At 61.3% G+C, this 26,436-nt stretch carries 26 protein-coding genes; 20 read left to right on the forward strand and 6 right to left on the reverse strand.

Annotated features, from left to right (window positions below; genetic code table 11):
- The first annotated feature begins 126 nt into the window (after window positions 1–126).
- The 3 genes from HX783_RS17515 (at window position 127) to HX783_RS17525 (ending at window position 2,056) form a co-directional block, all read left to right on the forward strand.
- Window positions 127–867, forward strand: coding sequence for a hypothetical protein (locus tag HX783_RS17515; protein ID WP_177017726.1), 741 nt, complete (start codon window positions 127–129; stop codon window positions 865–867).
- A gap of 131 nt (window positions 868–998) precedes the next feature.
- On the forward strand, window positions 999–1,268 hold the full coding sequence (locus HX783_RS17520; protein ID WP_177017727.1) for a hypothetical protein: 270 nt from the start codon (window positions 999–1,001) through the stop codon (window positions 1,266–1,268).
- Window positions 1,269–1,555: 287 nt separating this feature from the next.
- Window positions 1,556–2,056 (forward strand): hypothetical protein, encoded by a 501-nt coding sequence (locus tag HX783_RS17525; protein WP_177017728.1) that lies wholly within the window; start codon window positions 1,556–1,558, stop codon window positions 2,054–2,056.
- Window positions 2,057–2,105: 49 nt separating this feature from the next.
- Here the strand turns inward: HX783_RS17525 and HX783_RS17530 are convergent, their stop codons facing one another.
- A complete protein-coding gene (locus tag HX783_RS17530) occupies window positions 2,106–2,732 on the reverse strand; it encodes a helix-turn-helix domain-containing protein (protein WP_256347207.1) in 627 nt (208 codons plus the stop codon).
- 5 nt (window positions 2,733–2,737) lie between these two features.
- Entirely contained in the window at window positions 2,738–2,896 is a 159-nt protein-coding gene (locus HX783_RS17535; RefSeq protein ID WP_177017729.1) for a hypothetical protein, read from the reverse strand.
- A gap of 247 nt (window positions 2,897–3,143) precedes the next feature.
- Between HX783_RS17535 and HX783_RS17540 the strand changes: the two genes are divergently transcribed.
- The 3 genes from HX783_RS17540 (at window position 3,144) to HX783_RS17550 (ending at window position 7,008) form a co-directional block, all read left to right on the forward strand.
- Window positions 3,144–5,261 carry a TonB-dependent receptor domain-containing protein gene (locus HX783_RS17540; protein WP_177017730.1) on the forward strand — a complete coding sequence of 706 codons (2,118 nt, stop codon included), beginning with the start codon at window positions 3,144–3,146 and terminating at the stop codon, window positions 5,259–5,261.
- 275 nt (window positions 5,262–5,536) lie between these two features.
- A complete protein-coding gene (locus HX783_RS17545) occupies window positions 5,537–6,079 on the forward strand; it encodes a sigma-70 family RNA polymerase sigma factor (protein WP_159955417.1) in 543 nt (180 codons plus the stop codon).
- The gene (locus HX783_RS17550; RefSeq protein WP_177017731.1) at window positions 6,076–7,008 is read left to right on the forward strand and encodes a FecR family protein; all 933 of its coding nucleotides are present in this window, start codon (window positions 6,076–6,078) and stop codon (window positions 7,006–7,008) included. The genes HX783_RS17545 and HX783_RS17550 overlap by 4 nt, the downstream gene beginning before the upstream one ends.
- Before the next feature lies 1 nt (window position 7,009).
- Here the strand turns inward: HX783_RS17550 and HX783_RS17555 are convergent, their stop codons facing one another.
- A complete protein-coding gene (locus HX783_RS17555) occupies window positions 7,010–8,842 on the reverse strand; it encodes a sigma-54-dependent Fis family transcriptional regulator (RefSeq protein ID WP_177017732.1) in 1,833 nt (610 codons plus the stop codon).
- 351 nt (window positions 8,843–9,193) lie between these two features.
- Here HX783_RS17555 and HX783_RS17560 point away from each other — a divergent pair, with 351 nt between their 5' ends.
- Genes HX783_RS17560 through HX783_RS17585 form a run of 6 tightly spaced genes read left to right on the forward strand, consistent with a single transcriptional unit; the run spans window position 9,194 to window position 15,116 of the window.
- A complete protein-coding gene (locus HX783_RS17560; RefSeq protein WP_124417045.1) occupies window positions 9,194–10,288 on the forward strand; it encodes an ABC transporter ATP-binding protein in 1,095 nt (364 codons plus the stop codon).
- On the forward strand, window positions 10,288–11,385 hold the full coding sequence (locus tag HX783_RS17565) for an ABC transporter ATP-binding protein (RefSeq protein WP_177017733.1): 1,098 nt from the start codon (window positions 10,288–10,290) through the stop codon (window positions 11,383–11,385). Before HX783_RS17560 ends, HX783_RS17565 begins: the two co-directional genes overlap by 1 nt.
- Window positions 11,382–12,248, forward strand: a complete 867-nt coding sequence (locus tag HX783_RS17570) for a carbohydrate ABC transporter permease (RefSeq protein ID WP_159955425.1) — start codon at window positions 11,382–11,384, stop codon at window positions 12,246–12,248. Before HX783_RS17565 ends, HX783_RS17570 begins: the two co-directional genes overlap by 4 nt.
- Before the next feature lie 10 nt (window positions 12,249–12,258).
- Window positions 12,259–13,059, forward strand: coding sequence for a carbohydrate ABC transporter permease (locus tag HX783_RS17575; RefSeq protein ID WP_159955427.1), 801 nt, complete (start codon window positions 12,259–12,261; stop codon window positions 13,057–13,059).
- A 10-nt stretch (window positions 13,060–13,069) separates the two neighbouring features.
- The gene (locus HX783_RS17580) at window positions 13,070–13,342 is read left to right on the forward strand and encodes a DUF2160 domain-containing protein (RefSeq protein ID WP_159955429.1); all 273 of its coding nucleotides are present in this window, start codon (window positions 13,070–13,072) and stop codon (window positions 13,340–13,342) included.
- A gap of 31 nt (window positions 13,343–13,373) precedes the next feature.
- Entirely contained in the window at window positions 13,374–15,116 is a 1,743-nt protein-coding gene (locus tag HX783_RS17585) for an ABC transporter substrate-binding protein (RefSeq protein ID WP_177017734.1), read from the forward strand.
- A gap of 190 nt (window positions 15,117–15,306) precedes the next feature.
- Here HX783_RS17585 and HX783_RS17590 read toward each other — a convergent pair whose 3' ends face one another.
- Window positions 15,307–15,735: a hypothetical protein gene (locus tag HX783_RS17590; protein WP_177017735.1), complete on the reverse strand. Its 429-nt coding sequence runs from the start codon at window positions 15,733–15,735 to the stop codon at window positions 15,307–15,309.
- A 166-nt stretch (window positions 15,736–15,901) separates the two neighbouring features.
- Between HX783_RS17590 and HX783_RS17595 the strand changes: the two genes are divergently transcribed.
- Entirely contained in the window at window positions 15,902–16,915 is a 1,014-nt protein-coding gene (locus tag HX783_RS17595) for an ABC transporter substrate-binding protein (protein WP_177017736.1), read from the forward strand.
- 145 nt (window positions 16,916–17,060) lie between these two features.
- Here the strand turns inward: HX783_RS17595 and HX783_RS17600 are convergent, their stop codons facing one another.
- On the reverse strand, window positions 17,061–17,849 hold the full coding sequence (locus HX783_RS17600; protein WP_159955437.1) for a helix-turn-helix domain-containing protein: 789 nt from the start codon (window positions 17,847–17,849) through the stop codon (window positions 17,061–17,063).
- 85 nt (window positions 17,850–17,934) lie between these two features.
- On the opposite strand from HX783_RS17600, the gene HX783_RS17605 reads away from it, so the two are divergent.
- The 3 genes from HX783_RS17605 (at window position 17,935) to HX783_RS17615 (ending at window position 20,678) form a co-directional block, all read left to right on the forward strand.
- Window positions 17,935–18,933, forward strand: a complete 999-nt coding sequence (locus HX783_RS17605; protein WP_177017737.1) for a bile acid:sodium symporter family protein — start codon at window positions 17,935–17,937, stop codon at window positions 18,931–18,933.
- Between the two features lie 86 nt (window positions 18,934–19,019).
- Window positions 19,020–19,382, forward strand: coding sequence for a type 1 fimbrial protein (locus tag HX783_RS17610; protein WP_177017738.1), 363 nt, complete (start codon window positions 19,020–19,022; stop codon window positions 19,380–19,382).
- A 111-nt stretch (window positions 19,383–19,493) separates the two neighbouring features.
- Window positions 19,494–20,678, forward strand: coding sequence for a sugar transporter (locus HX783_RS17615; RefSeq protein ID WP_177017739.1), 1,185 nt, complete (start codon window positions 19,494–19,496; stop codon window positions 20,676–20,678).
- Between the two features lie 157 nt (window positions 20,679–20,835).
- Here the strand turns inward: HX783_RS17615 and HX783_RS17620 are convergent, their stop codons facing one another.
- Window positions 20,836–21,780: an aliphatic sulfonate ABC transporter substrate-binding protein gene (locus HX783_RS17620; RefSeq protein ID WP_177017740.1), complete on the reverse strand. Its 945-nt coding sequence runs from the start codon at window positions 21,778–21,780 to the stop codon at window positions 20,836–20,838.
- A 205-nt stretch (window positions 21,781–21,985) separates the two neighbouring features.
- On the opposite strand from HX783_RS17620, the gene HX783_RS17625 reads away from it, so the two are divergent.
- The 4 genes from HX783_RS17625 (at window position 21,986) to HX783_RS17640 (ending at window position 26,269) form a co-directional block, all read left to right on the forward strand.
- Entirely contained in the window at window positions 21,986–23,317 is a 1,332-nt protein-coding gene (locus HX783_RS17625; RefSeq protein ID WP_177017741.1) for an LLM class flavin-dependent oxidoreductase, read from the forward strand.
- 135 nt (window positions 23,318–23,452) lie between these two features.
- Window positions 23,453–24,511, forward strand: a complete 1,059-nt coding sequence (locus tag HX783_RS17630; RefSeq protein ID WP_177017742.1) for an ABC transporter substrate-binding protein — start codon at window positions 23,453–23,455, stop codon at window positions 24,509–24,511.
- Complete coding sequence (locus HX783_RS17635; protein WP_177017743.1) at window positions 24,498–25,487, forward strand: ABC transporter permease; 990 nt, start codon at window positions 24,498–24,500, stop codon at window positions 25,485–25,487. The genes HX783_RS17630 and HX783_RS17635 overlap by 14 nt, the downstream gene beginning before the upstream one ends.
- On the forward strand, window positions 25,481–26,269 hold the full coding sequence (locus HX783_RS17640; RefSeq protein ID WP_177017744.1) for an ABC transporter ATP-binding protein: 789 nt from the start codon (window positions 25,481–25,483) through the stop codon (window positions 26,267–26,269). The genes HX783_RS17635 and HX783_RS17640 overlap by 7 nt, the downstream gene beginning before the upstream one ends.
- The last annotated feature ends 167 nt before the right edge of the window (window positions 26,270–26,436 follow it).

Below are 26,436 nucleotides of genomic sequence, written 5' to 3' on the forward strand. Positions count from 1 at the left end.
AGGCGTTCCAGCCTGTAGGCCTTTGCTGAACTGAGCCTGCGCGCCGCACTTTTTTTCATTCTCCTGATCTATCCCTGTCACGACCGCGCTCATTCTGCGCGTGGACAGCAGCCAGACCCGGTGCCGATGGATCGAACGTTAATAGCTTTTATCAGCCGATGGCCGCTGCTGTTTGCAGCGGTGTTTATGCTCTACGCAAGCGGTTGCAGCCAGCAGCAGAGCCGCGACATCGCCAGGCAGTTCAGCGATGGCAAACCCGATGAATTCTTCCAGACCAGCGTTGATCGCATGGCCACCTTAAGCATGCGCGACAACCTGAAAAGCCTGTACCTGCTGATGAACAAGCTCTACCTGCGCAACCCCAACCAGTGGCGGCAATCGGGTTACCCGGACGCGGTGAGTGCCGCGCGGGAAATCCGCCAGGCCATCGAGAACCGTCAACCTTTGCCGGCCTTGGGCGACCGTCGGGACCTGGTTGCACTGAGCTATTCATTGAGCCCGGACTTTCGTGGCGATCGGGTCGGGGCGTTTATCTATGCCATCGGCAGCATGATCGTGACCGCGCACGGCGGTCGCACTCAGTTCTATATAACCGACTCAATCAACCCGCAATTTGTCAGCAATGCTGCGCGCAATATCGAGAAAGCCACCTGGCTGCTCAGCCAGCGCCAGGACGCCAATGGCGTCTTGCTGCTGTTCTCCAACGAGATATCGGAGGAGGGCAGCAACCTCAGCTTTGCCGTTGAGTTCGGCAAAGTGGTCGCGCGCCTCGACCTGCTCGCCCAGATGCTCGACGAACGCTACCGGCGCGTCGCGCTCAACTACGCGCAGAGCTTGCTGTTGATGAATTTTTTGCCGGTGCAGTGATGCGTGGCTCGATCAGGCAGTGCGGGGTTTCCCTTTCATATGTAGGAAACGGCCTATCTTGACCCCCTCTGCTTGAAACGTACCCTCGGTCGGCCATAGCCTCGGACTTTTCTTAACGATGAGCGCCTGCCTTGGGTAAGCAAAAAACGGTTTGGCCGACTGATCGCGAAGTCCGCCTGCGATTTATCCTGTTTGCGGTGGTTGATGTCGCCAGTGCCCAAGGGGCCGCTGCCGAGGTATTATTGGCCGCACACAAACTGCTGCGTGACGCGCCGACGGAGGCGCAGTTGCGCGAAGCCCTCGCGGATGTGCTGGCATGCGATGAAATGCGGGGGTTCAGGTTCCCACCGGGAACGGAAGCGGATGATTTGATGCAGGCGCTGCAACTTGGGGTTGATTAGCCGAGTACCTGGGTTATTTAACGCCGGTTAGATCGTTTATTTCCTTACGATTGGTCTCAAGACCTGAATCGCATATCCACAACGGCGTTTATCGTCAATTGACGCGTTTTATCGCTGTCACTGCGTCGCTCCATCCGTCATCACAGCGTGCGCAGCTGTTCTGTTCAACTAAGCTTGCCCCCGAACAGCCATTCCTGCTGCTCTGCCGCCGTCTTGCGCCGTTGCCCGGCGCCCTTAGAATCGGCGCCAGAACTTAGCCATTTCCTGTCGATTACGGAGTTTCGAACATGATGAATGCAATGCAGATGCCGATGAACGCCTCCATGCCAATGATGCCGATGATGGGCATGCCGATGATGATGGCCACGATGAAATGCGAAATGGCCGGCGACGCCATGATGTGCACTATGAAGCCTGCGGCCGGTATGGACATGGCTCAGTTCAAGACCAACGCCGAAATGATGGCGATGATGATGAACTGCGGCATGCCAATGATGATGCAGTGCGCCAACATGAGCATGATGTGCATGTCGGCCGACGCCATGAAAATGATGACTGACATGAACATGCCGATGATGGCCATGGGCATGTCGATGCCGATGATGAAGTGCATGATGGAATGCACCCTGATGGGCGACAGCATGATGTGCAAAATGATGCCGATGCCGGGCATGAGCATGGCCATGATGGAAAACTGCTGCATGCTGATGAACAAGCTGATGAACGACTGCGCCATGCCGATGATGATGAGCTGCAACGGCATGCCGATGATGTGCTGCACCTGCTGATAGGTTTCGCGCAATAAAAAACGCCCCGATCATTCGGGGCGTTTTGCATTCAGTCCAAGCGCTCCGGGTAGGTGATCACCAGGAACGCCACCGCCTCGCTGTCCGCGGGGTTGCGGTAGCGGTGGGGCTGGTCGGCGTAAAACAGAATCGAGTCGCCGGTAGACAGCAGGTAGCGTTCGTCGTTGACGCTGACCTCCAGCACGCCTTGGGCCACCACCAGGTTTTCCTGGATGCCGGGGCCGTGGCCTTCGGAGACTTCCTCGCCGAGGGCGCGCAGGCGGATCTCATAGAATTCGGATTGGCGTGCCGTGTCGTAGGGGAACAACGCACGGCTGACGAACGCACCGTCGGCACTCACCAGGCGTTTGCTCTGTTGCGCCGGCAACACCTCGACGCCTTCAAAGGCGCGGTCTTCCAGAAACGCCGCGACTGACACCTTCAAGCCCTTGGCGATTTTGCACAGCACCTTGATCGACGGCACGCTGCGGCCGGACTCGATCTGCGCCAGCATTGCCCGGCTTACGCCGCAGGCACGCGCCAGGCCGTCGAGTGAGAGGTGGCGTTTGCTGCGCAGGCGTTGCAGGTTCTGCGCAACACACAGGCTGGTGTCGTCTTCATCAAGGCCGGGCTTGGTCAGCGGTTCGGGCGGTTCGGCAAGCACGTGCAGGAAATTCATTGGCCTTACGCCTGGCGCGTATCGCTGGACGGCGCCGCCTGTGCAGTAAACACCGCGAGCCCGGCACGCGCCGCGTACATCGCCCACATCAACTCGGCCGCTGCACGCGCTTGGCGGCGCTTACGGTGGAGGGTGAAGTCGATGACGGTGGCAGATGTTTGCATGGGGGCGATCTCTTGGGGCTTGGGTGAGGCAGAGGCTTCACAGTACTGCGTGGCGGTTATTTCTTTAAATACTGAGTTTGCATGTGTTAATTCGATTTTGGACTTAACAAATAAACTGCGTCCGATGCTGTTGTGGGAAGGGTCCGGTCCGTTAATAAGGCGTGACTTGATCGGCGTGCTTGCCTTCCCATCACTGTTCGCGTGCTGGCCCAGGCCTTCTACGCTCCCGAATTCCAAGGACCTGCCCATGCTGTTGCGCCAACCTCCGCTGTTTTTTGCCGCCCTGACCCTCAGTTCACTGGTACACGCCGAGGAACTCGAATTGGCGCCGGTCGAGGTCACCAGCAGCGAAGCCAGCGCCGGCGAGGTGGCCCAGGCGCAACTCAACAGCGTGCCCGGTGGCACCAATTACATCGACATGAGCAGCGTGCAGCAGGGGCGCGTGAGCACCAACGAAGATGTGTTCAAGTACCAGGCCGGGGTGTACGCCAAGGCGGCGAACAATGAGGGCGTGAAACTCTCGATCCGCGGTTCGGGCTTGAACCGCAGCCCAGGCGCCCACGCCTCCGGCCTGTATGAAATGTTCGACGGCTTGCCGCTGACCGGCCCCGGTGGCACGCCTTATGAGCTGAAAGACCCGCTGTGGCAAAGCCGCGTTGAAGTGCTGCGCGGCGCCAACGGTTTTGATCAGGGCGCGCTGGCCTTGGGCGGCTCGGTCAACTACGTGACCCACACCGGCTATGACGCGCCCAAGCTGCAAGTACGCTATGAAGCGGGCAGCCGTGGTTATGCCCAACGCGAGATCAGCTCCGGCCAGGTGCTGGGCGATGCCGACTACTACATCAGCCTGACCGACTCGGAATCCGACGGCTACCAGCACCAGAGCGCCGGCACCGGCAAGGGCGTGGCGGCCAACTTCGGCTACCGGTTCAACCCGGACCTGGAGACGCGCTTCTATTTTCGCTACCGCGAAACCACCAACGACACCCCCGGCAAGCTGACGCGCTACCAGATCCGCCATGACCCAACGGCCGCCAACAGCCTCAACGCCGCCCGCGATTCAAAACGCCTGCAACCCGGCTCGACCTGGCTCGCCAACAAGACCACCTTGCAGCTCGATGACAATTCCCGCGTCGAAGTCGGCCTGGCGTATCACGATTACCCGATGGACCTGCGCGAAGGCACCAACCGTCTCAAAGTCGCCTACACCGACGTGAGTGGCACGCTGAACTACATCCGCCAGGACAGGCTATTTGGTCACGACAGCAAAACCACGCTTGGCCTGCGCACCACCCAGGCGATGCCGAATAATGGCGCTTCTGAATATGTGCGCACACCTGCTGGCAATACCGCAGGCTATGCCCCCGGCACCAAAACCCGCGACTACAGCTACCTGGGTTCCGACACCGTGCTGCACATCGGCAACGACCTGGAACTGGTCCCGGATTTGTGGCTGACCACCGGCCTGGCCGCCATCTACACGCGCCGCGAAACCCAAGTCACCTATCCCGAAGGCCAGGCGCCACTCAGCCAGCACGATTGGGATTACGCCCCGCGCATCGGCCTGCGTTATGACTTCACCCCGCAATTGCAGGTCTATGGCAACCTGAGCCGCTCGGTCGAGCCGCCGCATGCGTGGTCGATGATCTGGGGTTCCAACAAGTACTTTCCCAAAAACAGTGGCCCGGCCACAGGGTTGCAACGTGAAGGTGTGAGCCTGCGCAATCAGACCGCCACCACCTTGGAAGTCGGCGGCCGAGGCGAGCAGTGGTTCGGTCAATGGGACCTGGCGCTGTACCGCTCCGAAGTGCGCCACGAATTGCTCAGTGTGGAAACCCAAGCGCAAACCGCCACCAGCGACGCGATTGTCGCCGAAGCCAACGCCAGCCCCACCGTGCACCAAGGTGTGGAACTGAGCCTGCTCAGCCCGTTGTGGGAGGGCGGGCGCAACGGCCAGCTCGCCTTGCGCCAGGCTTACACTTACAGCGATTTCCACTACCGTGACGACGACCGTTTCGGCGACAACACCTTGCCGGGCATTCCCAAGCATTATTACCAGGCGCAACTGCGCTACAGCCATCCGACGGGTTTCTACACCAGCCTCAACACCGAGCATTCCTCACGCGTGGCGGTGGACTACGCCAATTCCTACTACGCAGCGGCCTACACCACGCTGGGCGCCACCTTCGGCTACGACGCGCCCAAGCAGGACTGGCAAGCGTGGGTGGATGTGCGCAACCTCACCAATCGGCGCTATGCCAACACGGTGACGCCGGGTTATGACGACAAGGGCTTGGATGGGGCGAGGTCCACGCCTGCCGATGGGCGGGGCGTCTACACCGGTGTGTCGTGGAGCTGGCGTTAAGCCGGCCACCACTCGACTGTGGGAGCTGGATTTTGTGGGAGCTGGCTTGCCTGCGATGAAATCACCACGGTGTAACTGACCCACCGAGTTGCCTGCATCGCAGGCAAGCCAGCTCCCACACAAGCCAGTCTCCCCGTTCAACCGGCTTCGTCTGCAAATCTGCATTTCTTCAGCAAACAGCATCCGGGCCTGCCTGGGCACCTCTTGCCCCCACACCGTTTTACTGGCATTGTTCGCGCAATTGGTAATATTTCCCATTTGAGAAGTTTTTGCGCATGCATGACATTCCGGCCGCGCCGGGCGATTGCGCCCGTCAGCAGACCCTCACGGCAATGTACAGCGAGCACCACGGCTGGTTGCACGGCTGGCTGCGCAAAAAACTCGGCTGTTCCCAGTACGCAGCCGACCTGGCCCACGACGCGTTCATCCGCGTCTTGATGCTCGCCGAGCCGCAAGCCATCAAGGAACCCCGCGCCTTTCTCGCCACCACGGCCGGGCGCCTGCTGATTGATGGGGCGCGTCGACGGCGCATCGAAAGGGCCTACATGGACGCCCTGGTGCTCCAATGCGAAGACGCCAGCATGCCCGACCCGGCGGCGGTGCATGTGGCGCTGCAAGCCCTGGAGCGCATCGCCGAAATGCTCGCCGGCCTGCCCGCGAAAACCCGTGAAGCGTTCCTCCTGAGTCGCCTCGACGGGCTGACCTACAGCGAAATCGCCGCGTGCCTGGACGTGTCTTCCAGCACCGTCAAAAACTACATCGCCACCGCCCTGGTGCATTGCTACCACAGCCTGCATGTGTCGGACCCGCTGTCGTGAACACCGAACACATCATCCAGCAAGCAGCGAATTGGCTGACGCGGCTGCACGACGAAGACGTCACCGAGGCCGACCGCCACGCCTTTCACACTTGGTGCCAGGCCGACCCACGCCACGCCGTGGCCATCGAACGCATGCGCGTGCTCTGGGGCCATTTCGATGCCTTGCCCGCGCAACCGGCGCGCATTGCCCTCAATCGCGCCTTCGCCCCACAACGCTCGCGCGGCGTACAGGTGCTGGGTTTGCTCGGCGTATTGCTCTGCGGCTGGGTCGGCCTGGAGCGCGCGCCGGTGTGGATGGCCGACCAGCGCACCGGCGTCGGCGAGCGCCGCCAAATCGCCCTCGAAGACGGCAGCCGGTTGCAGCTCAACAGTAATTCGGCGGTCGATGTGAAATTCGATGGCCACCAGCGTGTGATCGAGTTGCTGCAAGGCGAGCTGTGGGTCGAGGTGGCCAAGGATGCGCAACGGCCTTTCGTGGTGCGCACCGACCAAGGCACGGCCACGGCACTGGGCACGCGTTACCTGGTCAAGCGCGCGGCGGACGGCAGCACCGTGGTTACAGTGATTGAGTCCAGCGTGGCGGTCAAAGGCGAGGGCGCAGAAGGCGTCAAGGTTGCCGCCGGCCAGCGCTCGGTTCTCGAGCATGGCCGCGCCCGGCCGCCACAAGCGATTGGCAACACCGACCCCGACGCGTGGACGCGGGGCTTGCTCAAGGTCAACGACCAGCCGTTGAGCGACGTGCTGCAAACCCTGGCCGGCTACCGCCATGGCCTGGTGCGTTTCGATGCGCAAGCGCTGAAAGACCTGCGCGTGTCCGGCGTGTTCAAGCTCGACGACACCGCCGCCGCGCTCGCGGCCCTCGCCGACAACCTGCCGATTCAGGTGGAGTACTTCACCGACTTGCTGGTGGTGGTCAAGCCGCGCTAGCTCAGCGTTCGTGCTGGCGCAGGCGCTTGTACAGGGTGTTGCGGCTTACGCCCAATTCCCGCGCCAAGTGGGAAATATTCCCGCCAGCCGCCTTCAAGCGTTGCGTCAAATCGAGGTCATCTTGCAGGCACTCGCGGTTCGGCGAGGGCACTGCCACCTGCAAATCCACGAAAAAATCATCCGGCAAATGCTCCGGGCGCACCGGCTGCTCCTCGGCCATCGCCAGCGCCACCTGCAACACGCTGCTGACCTGGCGCAGATTCCCCGGCCACGGGTGTTGCTCGAACAGCGCCAGCACCTCACTGCTCAGCCCGGCCCACTGGGTCGGCTCGCGGTGCTGCTGCCACAGCTGCTGGAACAGCGCCTGTTTGTCGGTGCGTTCGCGCAACGGCGGCAGCTCCAGGGTCAGGCCGCCGATGCGGTAATACAAATCCTCGCGAAAGCGCCCGGCCTGCACCCATTCGCGCAGCGCGCGGTTGGTGGCGGAGATGATCCGCAAGTCCACCGGGAACACTTCACTGCTGCCCACCGGTTGCACGCAGCGTTCCTGTAGCACGCGCAGCAGACGGGCCTGGGTCGGCAGTGGCATGTCGCCGATTTCATCGAGAAACAGTGTGCCTTTGTCGGCCTTGCGGATCAGGCCGATGCTGCCTTTCTGATTGGCGCCGGTGAAGGCGCCTTTTTCATAGCCAAACAGCTCCGATTCCACCAGCTCTGCCGGAATCGCCGCACAGTTCACCGCGATAAACGCCTGCGCGCTGCGCGAACTGGCCTGATGCAGGGCTTTGACGAACACTTCTTTGCCTACGCCGGTCTCGCCGTGGATCAGCAGCGGAATGTCCTTTTCCAACAGGCGCTCGGCCTGGCGCACGGCTTTTTCCACACGCGCATCACCAAAATGCAGGGTCTTGAGGCTGACCGAGGCGGGTTTTACCGCCGCCGGTTTGGCGGGCTTGGGCTCGCTGAAAACCCGCGCCTGCACCGGCATCTTCTTCGGGCGTTTCAATAAACACTGAAACCGATTGCGACCCGCCGCCTGCAGCGAAAACGGCAAGCCTTCCGGTTGATTCAGCAACTCCAGCAACGACACCTTGAACAAACTGTCGATCAGCACCCGCGACAAACTGATGCCCAGCAGGTTGTCTGCGCGGCGGTTGGCCGACAGCACCTGGCCGCTCTCATCAAAAATCAGCAGGCCAGCCCATTGGCTGTCGAGGTTGTTCAGGCCGGTGTTGAAGGTCAGTTGGAAATGCTCGCCGCGAAACAGGTTGAGGATCAGCCGGTTTTCCACGGTCTGGCTCATCATCTTGACCATGCCCAAGGTGTGGGAGGGCGGCAAATAGCTGTCGCTGGACACATCCAGCACCGCGATGATTTCGCGCTGGGCATCGAAGATTGGCGCCGCCGAGCCGGTCATGAAACGGTTGGCCTTGAGGAAGTGTTCGTCGTGCTCGATATGCACCGCCTGGGCACAGGCCAATGCGGTGCCGATCGCATTGGTGCCGCTGCTGCGCTCCCGCCAACTGGCGCCGGCGCTGAAACCCCGCGCCAGTTTCGGTTCGATAAACCGCTGGGTGCCCCACGACGTCAGCACCTGGCCCTGGTTGTCGGCCAGCATGATCAGGCAGTTGGAATTGCTCAGGATGTTTTCGTAGTAGGGCAGCACTTCCTGGTGCGTGGTCTGCACCAGTGAATGCTGGCTTTCGAGCAATTGGCTGATGCCCTCGGCGGGCAGTTGGTCAAAGCTGGGGGCGCTCTGGTGATCCAGGCCAAAGGCGCGGCAACGGCGCCAGGAATCCTGGATAAGGGTGTCGTGAGCCAAGGGTTCGGCCATGGGGGCGACCTTCTTTTTATTGTTTTTGGGCTGGCACAATCTGGCTGAAGAAACACGGTCGAAATGTGGGAGCGGGCTTGCTCGCGAATGCGGTGGGTCAGTCAATACAGATGTCGACTGTTCTACCGCATTCGCGAGCAAGCCCGCTCCCACCTTTGATCTGTGTCGCCCATCAATTGTTGTTCAGAACTGTTCATTGTCAACCCCGACCTGTTCAGGTGTTCAAGCACAGTGTTCACTCTTGAACAGCGCCAGGACCCTGTTTCCTTGTGGATCAAGCCCTTGCAGGTTTGGCACGAAACTGGCTCTGCTGAATGGCCAGTTTCATTCCAATAATAAAAAGGGCGTGTCATGTCATTGACCCTGGAACATGTCTCCCGCGTCGTCGAAGGCCAGACCTGGATCGACGACGCCAACCTGCGTTTCGAAGCCGGTTCCTTCAACGTATTGCTCGGCCGCACGCTGTCCGGCAAGACCAGCCTGATGCGCCTGATGGCCGGCCTGGACAAGCCCGACAGCGGGCGCATCCTGATGAACGGCGTGGATGTCACCCACAAGCCGGTGCGCCTGCGCAATGTGTCGATGGTCTACCAGCAGTTCATCAATTACCCGACCATGACCGTGTTCGAGAACATCGCCTCGCCGTTGCGCCAGGCCGGTGTGTCCAACGAGCTGATCCAGAGCAAGGTGCTCGAAACCGCAAAAATGCTGCGCATCGAGAAATTCCTCCAGCGCCACCCGCTGGAGCTGTCCGGTGGCCAGCAGCAACGCACGGCCATGGCCCGCGCGCTGGTCAAAGACGCCGAGCTGATCCTGTTCGATGAGCCGCTGGTGAACCTGGACTACAAACTGCGCGAAGAACTGCGTCAGGAAATGCGCGAGCTGTTCAAGGCGCGCCACACCATCGCTATCTACGCCACCACCGAACCCAACGAAGCCCTGGCCCTCGGCGGCACCACCACGATTCTGCATGAGGGCCGGGTGATCCAGAGTGGCAAGGCCGCCGAGGTGTACCACCAGCCGCAGACCGTGCTGGCCGCCGAGCTGTTTTCCGAGCCGCCGATCAACCTGATGCCGGGGCGTATCAGCGGCAATGAAGTGAGCTTCGCCAACTTCGTGCACTTCCCGCTCAACGTTGACCTGCGCCCCATCGGCGAGGGCGAGTTCCGCTTTGGCGTGCGCCCCAGCCATATCAGCCTGGTGCCGAGCAACGACGATGACCTGGAGCTGGCCGTGACGGTGGAAGTCGCCGAGATCAGCGGTTCGGAAACCTTCCTGCACGTGCGCAGCGAGCATTTTCTGCTGGTGCTGCACCTGCCGGGGGTGCATGAGTACGATGTCGACGCGCCGATCCGCGTGTATATCCCCACCCATAAACTGTTTGTGTTCGATGGCCAGGGCCGCTTGGTCCAGGCCCCTGGGCGCCGTGTTGCGAGGGTTGCCTGATGGCCGAAATCCATTTGCAGAACCTTGCCCATAGCTATAGCCCTACGCCGAACGGTCCGGAGGACTACGCGATCCGGGCAATGAACCACGTGTGGGAGCAGGGCGGCGCCTACGCCTTGCTCGGGCCGTCGGGGTGCGGCAAGTCAACCTTGCTGAATATCATCTCTGGCTTGCTCAGCCCTTCGGAAGGCCAGGTGTTGTTCGATCACAAGGTAGTCAACGAACTCACCCCGGAACGCCGCAATATCGCCCAGGTGTTCCAGTTCCCAGTGGTGTACGACACCATGACGGTGTTCGACAACCTGGCCTTTCCGCTACGCAACCAAGGCATGGCCGAGGCGAAAATTCACAGCAAGGTGCAGGAAATCGCCGAAGTCCTCGACCTGCAAAACCTGCTGAGCAAAAAGGCGCGCAACCTCACCGCCGACGAAAAACAGAAAGTCTCCATGGGCCGTGGCCTGGTGCGTGACGACGTGTCGGCGATCCTCTTCGACGAACCGCTGACGGTCATCGACCCGCACCTGAAGTGGAAACTGCGGCGCAAGCTCAAGCAGATTCACGAGCAGTTCAACATCACCATGGTCTACGTGACCCACGACCAGCTCGAAGCCTCGACCTTCGCCGACAAGATCGCGGTGATGTACGGCGGGCAGATCGTCCAGTTCGGCACTCCGCGCGAGTTGTTCGAGCGGCCGAGCCATACCTTTGTCGGCTATTTCATTGGCAGCCCGGGGATGAACCTGATCGAGGTGCAGGCCGAGGCGGGCGGGGTGCGTTTTGCCGGCACGCTGCTGCCGTTGTCCGAGGTCTTGCAGCAACGCTTGCGCGAGACGCACTACAAGAAGCTGCAGGTCGGCATCCGCCCGGAATTTATCCACGTGTGGGACGAGTACAACCCCGACGCGCTGCAGGCCGATGTCACTCACGTCGAAGACCTCGGCACCTACAAGATCATGACCCTCAACCTCGACGGTGCGCCGCTGAAAGTGCGCCTGGCCGAAGACAAGCCGGTGCCCGAGGGTAAGGCGTCTATCAGCTTTCCCGCGCAATGGCTGATGGTCTACGCCGACGATTACCTGCTGGAGGTGCAGCCATGAACAAGGTGCAGAACAACAAGGCCTGGTGGCTGGTGTTGCCGGTGTTTTTGCTGGTGGCGTTCAGTGCGGTGATCCCGATGATGACGGTGGTCAACTACTCGGTGCAGGACATTTTCGACCAGTCCAGCCGCTACTTCGTCGGCGCCGACTGGTACAAGCAGGTGCTGCTCGACCCGCGCTTGCATGACTCATTACTGCGCCAGTTCATCTACTCGGCCTGCGTGCTGTTGATCGAAATTCCGCTGGGTATCGCCATCGCCCTGACCATGCCGACCAAGGGGCGCTGGTCATCGCTGGTGCTGATTATCCTGGCGATTCCGCTGCTGATTCCGTGGAACGTGGTGGGCACCATCTGGCAGATTTTCGGGCGGGCCGACATCGGTTTGCTCGGTTCAAGCCTCAACGCCATGGGCATCAATTACAACTACGCGGCCAACACCATGGACGCCTGGGTCACCGTGTTGGTGATGGACGTGTGGCACTGGACCTCGCTGGTGGCGCTGCTGTGTTACTCGGGGCTGCGGGCGATTCCGGACGTGTACTACCAGGCCGCGCGGATTGATCGGGCATCGGCCTGGGCGGTGTTCCGACATATCCAGTTGCCGAAGATGAAAAGCGTGCTGCTGATCGCGGTGATGCTGCGGTTTATGGACAGTTTCATGATTTACACCGAGCCCTTTGTGCTCACGGGTGGCGGGCCGGGTAACGCGACTACCTTCCTCAGTCAGACACTGACCCAGATGGCTGTCGGCCAATTCGACCTGGGCCCGGCCGCGGCGTTTTCCCTGGTGTATTTCCTGATCATCCTGTTGGTGTCCTGGCTGTTCTACACCGCCATGACCCACTCCGACGCCAACCGCTGAGGCCGCCAACATGAGCAAGCGCAAGCTAATCCCCTTACTCATCTACATCCTGTTTCTGCTGGTGCCGATCTACTGGCTGCTGAACATGTCCTTCAAGAGCAACACCGAAATCCTCGGCGGGCTCACGCTGTTTCCGCAGGATTTCACCCTGGCCAACTACAAGGTGATCTTCACCGACCCAAGCTGGTACAGCGGCTACATCAACTCGCTGTACTACGTGAGTTTGAACACGGTGATTTCCCTGAGCGTGGCTTTGCCGGCGGCGTATGCCTTCTCGCGCTACCGCTTCCTGGGTGACAAGCACCTGTTCTTCTGGCTGCTGACCAACCGCATGGCGCCGCCGGCGGTGTTCCTGCTGCCGTTTTTCCAGCTGTATTCGTCCATTGGCCTGTTCGATACGCACATCGCCGTGGCCCTGGCCCATTGCCTGTTCAACGTGCCGCTGGCGGTGTGGATTCTGGAAGGCTTCATGTCCGGCGTGCCGAAGGAAATCGACGAAACCGCCTACATCGACGGCTATAGCTTTCCCAAGTTCTTCGTGAAGATTTTCATCCCGCTGATCGGTTCCGGCATCGGTGTGACGGCGTTTTTCTGCTTCATGTTTTCCTGGGTCGAGCTGCTGCTGGCGCGCACCCTGACCTCGGTCAACGCCAAGCCCATTGCGGCGGTGATGACCCGCACGGTCTCGGCCTCGGGTATCGACTGGGGCGTGCTGGCGGCGGCGGGGGTGTTGACCATCCTGCCCGGCATGCTGGTGATCTGGTTTGTTCGCAACCACGTGGCCAAGGGCTTTGCCCTCGGCCGGGTCTGAGGAGTCGATGATGGAATGGATGGCCTGGACCACCCCCACCGCGTTGTTCTTTGCGGCCATTGGCCTGCTGCTGGCAGGCATGACCACCTGGGAACTGCGCTCGCCGAGCATCCCTCGGCGCGGCTTTTTGCCGATCAGCACCACCCGTGGTGATCGCTTGTTTATCGGTCTTCTCGGCAGCGCCTACCTGCATTTATTGGTGATCGGCGTAACCGACTGGAGCATCTGGGTGGCGTCCGCGCTGTCCCTGGTGTGGCTGTTGTGTGTGATGCGTTGGGGCTAGTGCTCCGTGAATAAACCACCAGGAGGTCTCTATGTTGAATAAAAACAATAAGCTGCGACATAGCATTTCATTGGCCGCCGTACTGGCCCTCAGCGGGTTGAGCGCCACGGCCTGGGCCGATGCGTATGAAGATGCGGCGAAAAAATGGATCGGCAGCGAGTTCAAACCGTCCACCCTCACCGAAGCCCAGCAGCTCGAAGAGTTGAAGTGGTTTATCAAGGCGGCCGAACCGTTCCGTGGGATGAAGATCAACGTGGTGTCGGAAACCCTCACCACCCACGAGTACGAATCCAAGGTGCTGGCCAAGGCCTTCAGCGAAATCACCGGGATCAAGCTGACCCACGACTTGCTGCAGGAAGGCGACGTGGTGGAAAAGCTGCAAACCCAGATGCAGTCCGACAAGAACATCTATGACGGTTGGGTTAACGATTCCGACTTGATCGGTACGCACTTTCGCTATGGCAAGACCGAATCGATCACCGACCTGATGGCCAATGAGGGCAAGGACTTCACCTCGCCGACCCTGGATATCAAGGACTTTATCGGTATCTCCTTCACCACCGCGCCGGACGGCAAGATCTACCAGCTGCCCGACCAGCAGTTCGCCAACCTCTACTGGTTCCGCGCCGACTGGTTCGAGCGCGCGGACCTCAAAGCCAAGTTCAAGGAAAAATACGGCTATGACCTCGGCGTGCCGGTGAACTGGTCGGCCTACGAAGACATCGCCAAATTCTTCAGCGAAGACGTCAAGGAAATCGACGGCAAGCGTATTTATGGGCACATGGACTATGGCAAAAAAGACCCGTCCCTGGGCTGGCGCTTCACCGATGCCTGGTTCTCCATGGCCGGTGGCGGCGACAAGGGCCTGCCCAACGGTTTGCCGGTGGACGAGTGGGGCATTCGCGTGGACGACTGCCACCCGGTGGGCTCCAGCGTCACCCGTGGCGGCGACACCAACGGCCCGGCGGCGGTATTCGCCACGCAGAAATACGTGGACTGGATGAAAGCCTACGCACCACCGGAAGCGGCGGGCATGACCTTCTCCGAATCCGGCCCGGTGCCGTCCCAGGGCAACATCGCCCAGCAGATCTTCTGGTACACCGCGTTTACCGCCGACATGACCAAGCCGGGCCTGCCGGTGGTAAACGCCGATGGCACGCCGAAGTGGCGCATGGCCCCATCGCCGGTCGGGCCGTATTGGGAAAAGGGCATGAAGAAGGGTTACCAGGACGTGGGTTCCTGGACCTTCCTCAAGTCGACGCCTGAGAAGCAAAAACTCGCGGCCTGGCTGTACGCGCAGTTCGTGACCTCAAAAACCGTGTCGCTGAAGAAAACCATCGTCGGCCTGACGCCGATTCGCGAGTCCGACATCAACTCCCAGGCCATGACCGACCTGGCGCCGAAACTCGGTGGCCTGGTCGAGTTCTACCGCAGCCCGGCCCGCGTCGAATGGACCCCGACCGGCACCAACGTGCCGGACTATCCTCGTTTGGCGCAGCTGTGGTGGAGCAACATCGCCGCCGCCGCCAGCGGCGAGAAAACCCCGCAACAGGCGCTGGACAACCTGGCCAAGGAGCAGGACGCGATCATGACGCGCCTGGAACGCTCCAAGGTGCAACCGGTGTGTGGCCCGAAAATGAACCCCGAGCGTGATGCCCAATACTGGTTCGACCAGCCGGGCGCGCCGAAGCCGAAACTGGCCAACGAGAAGCCGAAAGGCGAAACCGTGGCATATGGCGATTTGCTCAAGTCGTGGGAGGCGGCGCGTAAGTAAGCGCATTGGGTCGGAAAAAACGGCACTCAGGTGCCGTTTTTTTTGCTTGGAATACACACCTCAAAACCGACTCGGTCACCTGTGGGAGCTGACTTGCCTGCGATGGCATCGGCTCGGTGCATCTGGCGTACCGAGTCGCCCGCATCGCAGGCAAGCCAGCTCCCACATTTGTTCGGTGGCGAATTTGAAATTAAGCGGCCTGCGGCTGGATCTGCAGTTCGCCGTCCACATCCTTGACCAGCTCACTGGCCAGAAACAACGGCGCCAAACGCCGGTGCAGTTGTGGCTCGACAAACTCCTTCACCGTGTCCAACACCAGCACGCCACTGAGCGGCAATTCGGCCTTGGTGTACGACAGCCACGCTTGCTTGAGCTTCATCAACACATCGCTGCCCGCCGTGGAGGCGAAGCGGCGGTGGGTGGGTTTACCGTCGAGGTTGAAGGTGTGCTGGAACGCGTAGCCGCTTTCATCGCCTTGGCTGGCGGCGCAGCGCACGCAAGTGCAGGGGCCGTCGCCGAACGCGCTGCGCAGGTAGCTGTTGAAATCCACCACAGGCTTGAGTGACAGGCGCTTATCCACCTCGAACAAGTCCCCAGTCATTTTATCGTCAGTGTTCAACGTCCATTTCCTCGCAGGTCGGCAGGTGTCTTTCAAAGCGCGGCACAATACCAGCCGCGCGGCAATTTGGGGGCGATTTGCATAACAATAGATCCCAATATTCTTTTCAAGTCTTAAAAATCGCCGCTAGGCTCCATCACCTTCTCGAAAACGCGGCAGATTCCCCATGACTTTCAAGCGTTCCTCCCTGACTCTCCTGGCCGCGTCCCTGGCGGCGGCAAGCGCCTTGCTCAGCCCCGGCGCCCAAGCCGAAGGCAAGATCAGCATTGCCCAGCAATTCGGCATTGGCTACCTGATCCTCGACGTGGTGCGCGACCAGCACTTGATCGAGAAGCACGGCAAGGAACAGGGCCTGGATATCAAGGTGGAATGGAACAGCATTTCCGGCGCCACCGCGATGAATGAATCGCTGCTGGCCGGCGCCCTGGATGTGGTCTCGGCCGGTGTGCCGCCGATGCTCACCCTGTGGGACCGCACCAAGGGCAAGCAGAACGTCAAGGCCATCGCTTCCCTTGGCTCCATGCCCAACTACCTGCTGACCAATAACCCCAACGTGAAGACCCTCAAGGACTTCACCGAAAAAGACCGCATCGCCGTGCCCGCCGCTGGCGTGGGTTTCCAGTCGCGCACCTTGCAAATCGAAACCGCCAAACAATTCGGCGACGCCAATTTCAAGAAGTTCGACGACATCTCTATCAGCCTGGCCCACCCGGACGCCACGGCGGCGTTGATTGCCGGTGGTTCGGAGATCAACTCGCACTTCTCCAGCCCGCCGTTCCAGTACCAGGAACTGCTGAATCCTAACGTGCACAAGGTGCTCAGTTCCTACGACGTCCTCGGCGGTCAGGCCTCGTTCAACGTGCTCTACACCACCGAGAAATTCCACGACGAAAACCCCAAGACCTACAAGGCGTTCTACGCCGCGCTGGCCGAGGCCGAGCAGATTATCAAGGCCGACAAGCCCGCTGCAGCCAAAACCTATATTCGGGTAGAGGAATCCAAGCTGCCACTGGACCTGGTGGAGAAAATCGTCCAGGACCCGGAAATCGACTTCACCATCGTGCCGCAGCGTACTTATATCTATGCGCAGAAATTGCAGGAATTGGGCGTGTTGAAGAACAAGGCGGCGAGTTGGAAGGATTACTTTTTTGAAGAGGCGCATGGTGGCGACGGCAGCTAAGCCCCTCTCTTAATTTGAAATACGGTCAAAAATGTGGGAGCGGGCTTGCTCGCGAATGCGGTGGGTCATTGAATGAATCTGTTAACTGACACACCGCATTCGCGAGCAAGCCCGCTCCCACATTTGAACTTCCTACACCTGATATTCAGCGAAAGAACTCACCCGGCGTCGCATCAAACTGCTGGCGAAATGCATTGATAAACGCCGACGTCGACTCATACCCGCACCCCAACGCCACATCCGTCACCCGCTCACCTTGCTCCAGCGCAGGCAGGGCGCTGAGCAGCCGCAAGCGCTGGCGCCAGGCGCGAAAGGTCAGCCCGGTGTCACTGAGAAACAACCGGCTGAGGGTCTTCTCACTCACCGCCAGCTTGCGGCTCCAGTCACCCAAGGTGGTCTGCTGCTCCGGGTGCAGGCTCAGGCTGCGGTAAATCTGCCGCAACCGCGCGTCGTGGGGCAACGGCAGCATCAAGTCAACCTGCGGTGCAGCGGCCAGTTGGTCCAGCACCACCTGGGCCAGACGCCCATCCGGCCCGTCCTCGGCATATTCCACCGGCAGCTCGCTGAAGCTGCGGATCAACTCGCGCAACAAACTGCTCACCTCCAACACCTGGCAGCGCTCGGGCGCCCAGGCGGTGACGCTGCAGTCGAGGTACAGGCTGCGCATTTCCGTGTGCGGCGAACTGAACACCCGGTGCGGCACGCCCGCCGGGATCCACACCGCGCGCTGCGGCGGCGCAACAAAGCGGCCGACGCTGGTCTGGATCTCCAGCACCCCGGAAATCGCGTAAGACAATTGCACCCACGGGTGGCTGTGGCGGCGGGTCAGGGCGCGATTGGGCAGTGATTCGGTGCGCCCATACACCGGCCGTGGCAGGCTGGAAAGCCCGGGCACGCTGCGGCGAACCGTCTTGTCATGTCCTTTAGGCGGCATTTACTGGCTCATTGGCGTTAGTCGGTAACAAGCCGTTACGTTAGAGTCGCAGCGATGCGCTTGGCAACCCCTGGAAGATTTGCTTATGACCCGCCCACGTTTTCTGCCTGACAACTTCACCCTGACCCTGATAGCCACGGTGATCCTCGCTTCATTGCTGCCCGCCAGCGGCCAGACCGCCGTGGCCTTCGGCTGGGTGACTAACCTGGCCATCGCGCTGCTGTTTTTCCTGCACGGCGCCAAGCTGTCGCGCCAGGCCATCGTCGCCGGGGCCGGGCATTGGCGCCTGCACCTGCTGGTGTTCAGCCTCACGTTCGTGCTGTTTCCCTTGCTGGGCCTGGCGCTCAAGCCGGTGCTGTCGCCGCTGATCGGCAAAGACCTGTACATGGGCATGCTCTACCTCTGCGCGCTGCCGGCCACGGTGCAGTCGGCGATTGCCTTCACGTCCCTGGCGCGCGGCAACATCCCCGCGGCCATCTGCAGCGCGGCGGCGTCGAGCCTGTTTGGCATCTTCCTCACGCCGTTGCTGGTGACGTTGCTGCTTAACGTGCACGGCGACGGCGGTTCGACCCTCGACGCAATCCTGAAGATCAGCGTGCAACTGCTGCTGCCGTTTATCGCCGGGCAGATCGCCCGCCGCTGGATTGGCGAGTGGGTCGGCCGCAACAAGTCCTGGCTGAAGTTCGTCGACCAAGGCTCGATTTTGCTGGTGGTCTACGGCGCGTTCAGTGAAGCGGTCAACGAAGGCATCTGGCACCAGATCCCGCTGTGGGAACTCGGCGGCCTGGTGGTGGCCTGCTGCGTGTTGCTGGCCTTGGTGCTGGTGGCGTCGACCGTTCTGGGCAAGGCCTTTGGCTTTAACCAGGAAGACCGCATCACCATTCTGTTCTGCGGCTCGAAGAAAAGCCTGGCCACGGGCGTACCCATGGCCCAGGTGCTGTTCGCCGGGGCGAGCATGGGCGTGTTGATTCTGCCGCTGATGCTGTTTCACCAGATCCAGTTGATGGTGTGCGCGGCGCTGGCGCAGCGTTATGCCAAGCGGCCGGAAAGCATCCCCGAGATGATGGGGCAGGTGGATCCGTGATCTAGGTCACACCCTGGGCCGAATCACCTCAAGTTAATGCCCGGCCAGACGACTCACTTATTGAGAGCCCAATAAGGAGTGTCGGCATGAAGGTTAAAGGTATTTCAGTGTTTACCGGCCTGTTTTGCCTATGGGCGGGCGCTTGTGGCGCCGCGCAGACAGTCGGGCAGGGCACCATTCAGTTCACCGGTGCCATCGTCGAGCCTGGGTGTGCGACAAATGCGCGCAGCGGCGCGGTAATGGAGTTGACCGGCTGCGCGGTTTCCAACCGTGGCAGCCGCTTCGATGTGCGCAATCTGGCGCCGGTGGCCAGTGTCAATGCGGCCCATGTGCTGCTGGTCGCAGACAGCGGCAGCGGGCGTTACTACGATCAGCGCTATGTGTTGGTGGACAACGCCGGCCAGCCGATCAAGTCGGGCAACTACGTCATCACCATGACCTCGCCCTGAGCAACGGGGCGACGATCCGCGTCAACAGCGGGCCGAGAAACCTATAGAATGCCCAGCGGCGGCGCTGTTCTGCGCGGCCGTTGGACCATCGCCAGAGTACCTCGCCCGTCAATGAGCATTTCAGCCGCAACGCCCCAAGCCAACTGGCAACCGGTCATCGCCCTCGCGTTGGCCGCGTTTGTATTCAATACCACCGAGTTCGTGCCGGTCGGCCTGCTCAGCGCCATCGGTGCCAGCTTCGACATGCCCATCGCCAGCGTCGGCCTGATGCTCACCATCTATGCCTGGATCGTGTCGCTGACCTCGCTGCCGGTGATGCTGCTGACGCGTAACGTCGAGCGGCGCAAACTGCTGATCGTGTTGTTCGGCTTGTTTATCGCCAGCCATATCCTCTCCAGCGTGGCCACCAGTTTTGGCCTGTTGATGGTCAGCCGCATCGGCATCGCCTTGTCCCACGCGTTGTTCTGGTCGATCACCGCGTCGCTGGCAGTGCGCCTGGCGCCGGAAGGCAAACAGGTGCAAGCCCTCGGCCTGCTGGCCACCGGCACGTCACTGGCGATGGTATTGGGCATTCCGCTGGGCCGTCTGCTGGGCGAGGCCATGGGCTGGCGCACCACGTTCCTGGTGATCGCGGCGTTTGCCGCGGCCCTGGTGTTCTGGCTGGCGCGCACTTTGCCGCTGCTGCCGAGCCAGAACTCCGGCTCGCTGCGCAGCCTGCCGCTGCTGTTCAAGCGCCCGGCACTGGTGGCGCTGTACGTGCTGACCGCCATGGTGGTGACCGCGCAATTCACCGCCTACAGCTACATCGAGCCCTTTGTTGAAGGCGTCGCCGGCCTGAGCGGCAATGTGGTGACGCTGTTCCTGCTGGTGTTCGGCGGCGCGGGCATCATCGGCTCGCTGCTGTTCAGCCTGGTGCACCGTTTCAACCCGCACCTCTTCGTGGTCAGCGCGGTGTTCCTGCTCGCCGCGTGCCTGGCACTGATGCTGCCTTTGAGCGGCGCCGAGTCGTACCTCGTCGGGCTGAGCGTGTTCTGGGGCATGGCAATCATGGGTTTCGGCCTGGCCATGCAATCCAAGGTGCTGGTGCTGGCACCCGACGCCACCGACGTCGCGATGGCGATGTTCTCCGGCATCTACAACATCGGCATCGGCGGCGGCGCGCTGATGGGCAGCTGGGTCGGCAGCCACTTCGGCTTCGCCTGGATCGGCGCAGCGGGCGGTGCACTGGCGGCCCTGGCATTGATTGGCTATTGCCTGGCAATACACCGCTTCGGCCAGGGTGTGGTGCGGCACTGAGGCGTAACAACCTGATGTGTTGTTTGATCGTTCCCACGCTCTGCGTGGGAACGCACCTTGGGACGCTCTGCGTCCCGGCAAACTTGAGCGCTGAGTAGGGTGACGCAGAGCGTCACGTGATGCATTACCACGCAGAGCGTGGGAACGAGCCTTTAGGCTACGGCTTCCAGGTCTGCGCATCCTGGGCATCCACCGCCTTGGGCAACAACCCCGCCTTGAAGAACGCGTCCGCAATCTTCTGCTGTTCCCCCAACTGATCAACCGTCACCGGCTGCACGTCATAACTGCGGTGCGCGTTGGCCGCTTCAACCGTGGCCACGTCCAGGTTGCCCCACAGCGGGCCAAGCACTTTCGCTGCGTCCTGCGGGTGGGTTTTCACCCACTGGCCGGCTTTTTCCAACTGCGCATACACCAGCTTCAGCACCTCGGGATGCGCCTTGGCGTAGGGCGTGCCGGTCAAGTAATAACGCTTGTAGCTGGCCAGGCCTGCGCCGTCCGCCAGGGTGCGGGTCGGCAATTGACGCTGCACGCTGGTGAGAAAGGGTTCCCAGGTGACCCAGGCATCAACCTTGTTGTTCTCAAAGGCTGCGCGACCATCGGCCGGCGATAAATAGGCCGGTTCGATATCCGAGAAGGCCAGGCCGGCTTTGGCCAGCGCGGCGATGAGCAAATAGTGAGTGCCGGCGGCCTTGGTCACCGCGATTTTCTTGCCCTTCAAATCCGCCAGCTGCTGGATCGGCGAGTCCTTGCGGACCACGATGGCCTGGGCGGAAGGCGAGGGCGCTTCCTGGGCGAAGTAGGTGAGTTTGGCCTGGGCGGCCTGGGCGAAGATCGGCACGGTGTCGGCCACGTCGGCGCTGATATCGACGTTGCCGACATTCAGCGCTTCGAGCAGCGGCAACCCGCTGGGGAACTCATGCCAGCTCACGTCAATATTGTCGGCCTTGAGGGCTTTTTCCAGAGTGCCCTGGGTTTTCAGCAGGGTGATCAGGGTCGAGGACTTCTGAAAACCGATGCGTAGGGTTTCCTGGGCTTCGGCGCTCACGGCGACAGAAAACGCCAGCAGCCCGATGACAACGGCGAGGGGACGACGAATAGGCATGGCACGCTCGATCTTCAGCGAAATAAGGCCAAGCATAAAGTTCTAAAAAGCATTCGATAAATACCCTTTTGATCTGAGCTTAGGGCGGTTTTTCAGCATTTCGATGAATCGGGCATAACCATGGAATATATCGTTCTTTTATAACGGTTGATTACTAATATAAGTTTTAAGGCTGAACCCTTTACGCGAAAAGCTAAGGCCTGCCATGACCACCCGCCGCCAAATCCACCTATCGGCATTTCTGTTGAGCGGCCCTGTGGTGCACAGCCATGCGGTGTGGCGCCACCCGGAAACCGTCGGTAACTACCTCGACCCTGACTACTATTCACGCATCGCCAAGGTGGTGGAAGAAGGCCTGTTCGACTTCTTGTTCTTCGCCGACCGCCTGGCCGTGGGCGACCAGATGGGCGGTTCGCGCGAATTCGCCTTGCGCTACGGCGCCCAGGACGCCACGCGGCTCGACCCGTTGCCGATCCTCTCTTACCTGATCGGCCAAACAAGCAAGCTGGGCCTCGGTGCGACACGTTCCACCACCTATTACGAGCCTGCGCATATCGCGCGTGAATTCGCCACCCTCGATCACCTGTCCAAGGGCCGTGCGGCCTGGAATATCGTGACCTCGATGAACGACAGCGAAGGGCGTCTGTTCGGCAAGGCCAAGCACCTGGAACACGACCTGCGCTATGACCGCGCCGATGAGTTTGTCGAAGTCGCGCTCAAGCTCTGGAACAGCTGGGGCCCGGGCGCCCTCAAGCTGGACCGCGAAAGCGGTGTGCTTGCCGACCCGGTTTTGATTACCTCGGTGCAGCACCAGGGCGAGTGGTTCAAGGTGGAAGGCCCGTTGAATATCCCGCGCACGCCCCAGGGGCGACCGGTGCTGATCCAGGCCGGCTCGTCCGGGCGTGGTCGGCGGTTTGGCGCACGCTGGGCCGAGGCGATTTTCACCATTCACCCGCATTTGGCGGCCATGCGCGCGTTTCGCGATGACGTGCGCGCGCAAGTGGTGCAGCAAGGCCGTGATGCCGACAGCTGCAAGGTGCTGACGGCGGTGATGCCGTTTATTGGTGGCAGCGAAGCCGAAGCCCGCGCCAAACGCGACAAACACAATGCCTTGGCGCGGCCCGAGCTGGGGCTGGTGACACTGGCTTCGCAGCTGAATGTGGACCTGTCGCCGTTCCCGCTGTCGGCCACCTTGGCCGAGATCGCGCAGTCGCCGCTGATTTCTGCGGCCGCCGCCGAAAAACTGCTGATGCAAGGCCCCGAAACCACCCTGGAGCAACTGGGGCGCCTGTTCGCCAGCAGCGTGCGCGTGCCGCAACTGGTGGGCACCGGCGCGCAGGTCGCTGATCAGTTGGCGGAGCTGTTCGAGCAGGGCGGTTGCGACGGCTTTGTGATTTCGCCGGGCTACCTGCCGGGCTCGTTCACTGAGTTTGTCGAGAGCGTGATTCCGCATTTGCAGCGCAAGGGTTTGTTCCGTACGGCGTATGAAGGTTCGACGCTGCGTGAGCATCTGGGGTTGGCCGATCTCACTCACTGAACGCGGTCAATGTGGGAGCTGGCTTGCCTGCGATGGCTGTCGGTCAGTTGCATCGCTGCTGGCTGAAACACCGCTATCGCAGGCAAGCCAGCTCCCACAGGCCACATCAACATCAATTTAAAAAGGATATTGCGCATGGCCGCTTTTGATCACATAACCCGTCGCCGCCTGCTCGGCATCGCCGGTATTTCGCTGGCCGGTCTGTCGCTGCCGCGCCTGGGCTGGGCCGCTGACGAGCACGCCGGGCACAACACGCCTCAGGAACCCAGCGGCACCGGCGAGTTCATCCGCCTCGACGCGCCACGTGCGCTCAAGCTGGCAGTCAACCTCAACGCGGTGTGCCTGGCCCCGGTGGTGATCGCCCACGGGCAGGGTTTCTTCAAGAAGCACAACCTCGACGTCGAGTTGGTCAACTTTGGCAACTCCACCGAAGTGCTGCTCGAAGCCATCGCCACCGGCAAGGCCGATGCGGGCATCGGCATGGCGTTGCGTTGGCTCAAGGCGTTGGAGCAGGGCTTTGATGTGAAACTCACCGCCGGCACCCACGGCGGCTGCCTGCGTTTGCTCAGCGCGGTGAAGGGCGGTGTGACCAAACTTGAAGACCTCAAGGGCAAGGCCATTGGCGTCACCGACATGGCCAGCCCGGACCGCAATTTCTTCTCGATCCTGCTGAAAAAACACGGCGTCGACCCGGTGCGCGATGTGGAGTGGCGGTTGTACCCGGCCGACCTGTTGGGCACCGCCCTGGAGCGTGGCGAAGTGCAGGCGGTCAGCGGCAGCGACCCGTTCATGTACCGCCTGATCAAGTCCGGCGTGGCGCGGGAATTGTCCACCAACCTGGTCGAGGAATACGCCAACCTCAGCTGCTGCGTGGTTGGCGTCACCGGCAAGCTGGTGCGCGAAGACAAGCGCGTAGTCGCGGCGCTGACCCAGGCGATCCTCGAAGCCCATGACTATTCCGTGCAGCACCCGAAGGACGTCGCAAAAGGCTTCCAGGCCTACGCACTGAATACGACCACCGAAGAAGTGCAGGCGATCCTCCATGACCACACCCACGGCCACCACGCGGTCGGCGCGGCGCTGACGCAGGAAATCACCACCTACGTCACCGACCTGAAAACCGTGGAGGTGATCAGCAAAAGTACCGACCCGGTCGAGTTTGCCAAGGAGATCACCGCCGATGTCTTCAGTTGATGCGGTAACGCTGAGCCCCGCCAAAACCTTCAACGTCTGGTGGCAGGGCGCAACCGTGGTCGCGGCCTGGGTGGCCGTGGCACTGCTGATCAGCTATTGGCCCAATGCCGTACGCAATTGGCCGATGACGCAAGGGCTGGCCAACCTGTGCGTCGGCGTGACGGCGGTGTTCATCGTGTTGAGTCTGTTGGGTCGGCACTTTTCCAGGCTGGGCCTGCGCCTGCGCAGTGCCGGGCCTTGGTTGATCGCCTTACCGATAGTGCTGGGCCTGTGGGAGTTGCTCACCGCCAAGTTGGCGCTGTTGCCGGTGCCGTTTTTCGCACCGCCCCAGGCGTTGCTTGCGGTGTATATCGAAGACTACCCGCGCCTGGCCGACAGCCTGCTGCATTCGGCGCTGTTGCTGGGCTCGGGCGTGGCGTTGGGCGCGGCGACTGGCTTCGTCGCCGGCGTGGCGATTGGCTGGTCCACGCGCATCGGCTACTGGCTGCACCCGGTGCTGCGCATCCTCGGCCCGGTGCCGTCGACGGCGTTGTTGCCGCTGTGTTTTTTCCTGTTTCCCAGCAGCTGGAGCGCCAGCGTTTTTCTCATCGCCCTGGCCACCTGGTTTCCGGTCACGGTGCTGACCTGGTCGGGTGTGGCAAGTGTCGATAAAGCCTATTACGACGTGGCGCGCACGCTGGGTGCCAAGCCAGGTTTCCTGATCTTTAAAGTGGCGATTCCTGCCGCGCTGCCCCATGTGTTCGTTGGCCTGTTCATGGGCTTGGGCGCGTCGTTCTCGACCTTGGTGGTGGCAGAAATGATGGGGGTAAAATCCGGTATCGGCTGGTACTTGCAATGGGCCCAGGGTTGGGCGGCTTACGCGAATATGTACGCGGCGCTGCTGATCATGGCGTTGGCCTGTTCGGGGTTGATCACCGGGTTGTTTTTGCTGCGTGATCGGTTGTTGGCCTGGCAGAAAGGAGCGATGAAATGGTAGCCCTGGCACACGCGGTAACGGCGCCGGCGGGGTTGGCGCTGCGTATTGAAAACCTCAGCCATGGCTTTGCCATGGACGGTCAGCAACTGCCGGTGCTGGAGCGGGTTTCGCTGGATGTCGCGCCGGGAGAGTTCGTGGCGTTGCTCGGGCCGTCGGGGTGTGGGAAATCCACCTTGCTGCGCCTGGTGGCAGGGCTGGAGCCGGCGGATTCGGGGCGGTTGCTGGCTGATGGTGAGCCAATCACCGGGCCGGACCCGAGCCGGGTGGTGGTGTTTCAGGACCCGACCTTGTACCCATGGCGGCGCGTGTGGGACAACGTGGCGCTTGGCCTGGAGGCCCAGGGGTTGCTCAAGACCCATGCCGGCAAGGTTGATGACGCCTTGGAAAAAGTCGGTTTGAGTGCCTTCGCCCGTGCTTACCCTCGGCAGCTGTCCGGTGGCATGGCGCAGCGGGTGGCATTGGCGCGGGCACTGGTGAATCAGCCGCGATTGCTGATCCTGGATGAGCCGCTGGGCAAGTTGGATTCGCTGACGCGCATCACCATGCAAAAGGAGCTGATCGAGCTATGGCAGCGCCAGGGCTATACGGCGTTGCTGGTGACCCACGATGTGGAAGAGGCGTTGCTGCTGGCTAACCGCGTGATTGTGTTCAGTGACCGGCCAGCGAAGATCCAGGCGCAGTTGACGATTGATCGGCCGTACCCTCGGCATCGCGATGATGCTTATCTGGTGGAATTGCGGCGGGAGATTTTGGGGCTGCTGGGGTTGGGGAGCAGCTGGTAATTGATCGTCCCCACGCTCTGTGGGAACGATCAGATCTTGCTGATGCGATGAGATCCAACTGTGGGAGCGGGCTTGCTCGCGAATGCGGTTTGTCAGCCAATTTATCTGTCACTGACCCACCGCCTTCGCGAGCAAGCCCGCTCCCACATTGATCGTTCCCACGCTCT

Origin of the sequence: Pseudomonas sp. D2002 (genome assembly GCF_013385735.1) — a bacterium.
Classification (GTDB): Bacteria; Pseudomonadota; Gammaproteobacteria; order Pseudomonadales; family Pseudomonadaceae; genus Aquipseudomonas.

Coding starts and splice junctions, on each gene's coding strand:
- HX783_RS17515 (WP_177017726.1), top strand. CDS start 127: ATGGATCGAACGTTAATAGCTTTTATCAGCCGATGGCCGCTGCTGTTT.
- HX783_RS17525 (WP_177017728.1), top strand. CDS start 1,556: ATGATGAATGCAATGCAGATGCCGATGAACGCCTCCATGCCAATGATG.
- HX783_RS17530 (WP_256347207.1), bottom strand. CDS start 2,732: ATGAATTTCCTGCACGTGCTTGCCGAACCGCCCGAACCGCTGACCAAG.
- HX783_RS17535 (WP_177017729.1), bottom strand. CDS start 2,896: ATGCAAACATCTGCCACCGTCATCGACTTCACCCTCCACCGTAAGCGC.
- HX783_RS17540 (WP_177017730.1), top strand. CDS start 3,144: ATGCTGTTGCGCCAACCTCCGCTGTTTTTTGCCGCCCTGACCCTCAGT.
- HX783_RS17545 (WP_159955417.1), top strand. CDS start 5,537: ATGCATGACATTCCGGCCGCGCCGGGCGATTGCGCCCGTCAGCAGACC.
- HX783_RS17555 (WP_177017732.1), bottom strand. CDS start 8,842: ATGGCCGAACCCTTGGCTCACGACACCCTTATCCAGGATTCCTGGCGC.
- HX783_RS17560 (WP_124417045.1), top strand. CDS start 9,194: ATGTCATTGACCCTGGAACATGTCTCCCGCGTCGTCGAAGGCCAGACC.
- HX783_RS17565 (WP_177017733.1), top strand. CDS start 10,288: ATGGCCGAAATCCATTTGCAGAACCTTGCCCATAGCTATAGCCCTACG.
- HX783_RS17570 (WP_159955425.1), top strand. CDS start 11,382: ATGAACAAGGTGCAGAACAACAAGGCCTGGTGGCTGGTGTTGCCGGTG.
- HX783_RS17575 (WP_159955427.1), top strand. CDS start 12,259: ATGAGCAAGCGCAAGCTAATCCCCTTACTCATCTACATCCTGTTTCTG.
- HX783_RS17580 (WP_159955429.1), top strand. CDS start 13,070: ATGGAATGGATGGCCTGGACCACCCCCACCGCGTTGTTCTTTGCGGCC.
- HX783_RS17585 (WP_177017734.1), top strand. CDS start 13,374: ATGTTGAATAAAAACAATAAGCTGCGACATAGCATTTCATTGGCCGCC.
- HX783_RS17595 (WP_177017736.1), top strand. CDS start 15,902: ATGACTTTCAAGCGTTCCTCCCTGACTCTCCTGGCCGCGTCCCTGGCG.
- HX783_RS17600 (WP_159955437.1), bottom strand. CDS start 17,849: ATGCCGCCTAAAGGACATGACAAGACGGTTCGCCGCAGCGTGCCCGGG.
- HX783_RS17605 (WP_177017737.1), top strand. CDS start 17,935: ATGACCCGCCCACGTTTTCTGCCTGACAACTTCACCCTGACCCTGATA.
- HX783_RS17610 (WP_177017738.1), top strand. CDS start 19,020: ATGAAGGTTAAAGGTATTTCAGTGTTTACCGGCCTGTTTTGCCTATGG.
- HX783_RS17615 (WP_177017739.1), top strand. CDS start 19,494: ATGAGCATTTCAGCCGCAACGCCCCAAGCCAACTGGCAACCGGTCATC.
- HX783_RS17620 (WP_177017740.1), bottom strand. CDS start 21,780: ATGCCTATTCGTCGTCCCCTCGCCGTTGTCATCGGGCTGCTGGCGTTT.
- HX783_RS17625 (WP_177017741.1), top strand. CDS start 21,986: ATGACCACCCGCCGCCAAATCCACCTATCGGCATTTCTGTTGAGCGGC.
- HX783_RS17630 (WP_177017742.1), top strand. CDS start 23,453: ATGGCCGCTTTTGATCACATAACCCGTCGCCGCCTGCTCGGCATCGCC.
- HX783_RS17635 (WP_177017743.1), top strand. CDS start 24,498: ATGTCTTCAGTTGATGCGGTAACGCTGAGCCCCGCCAAAACCTTCAAC.
- HX783_RS17640 (WP_177017744.1), top strand. CDS start 25,481: ATGGTAGCCCTGGCACACGCGGTAACGGCGCCGGCGGGGTTGGCGCTG.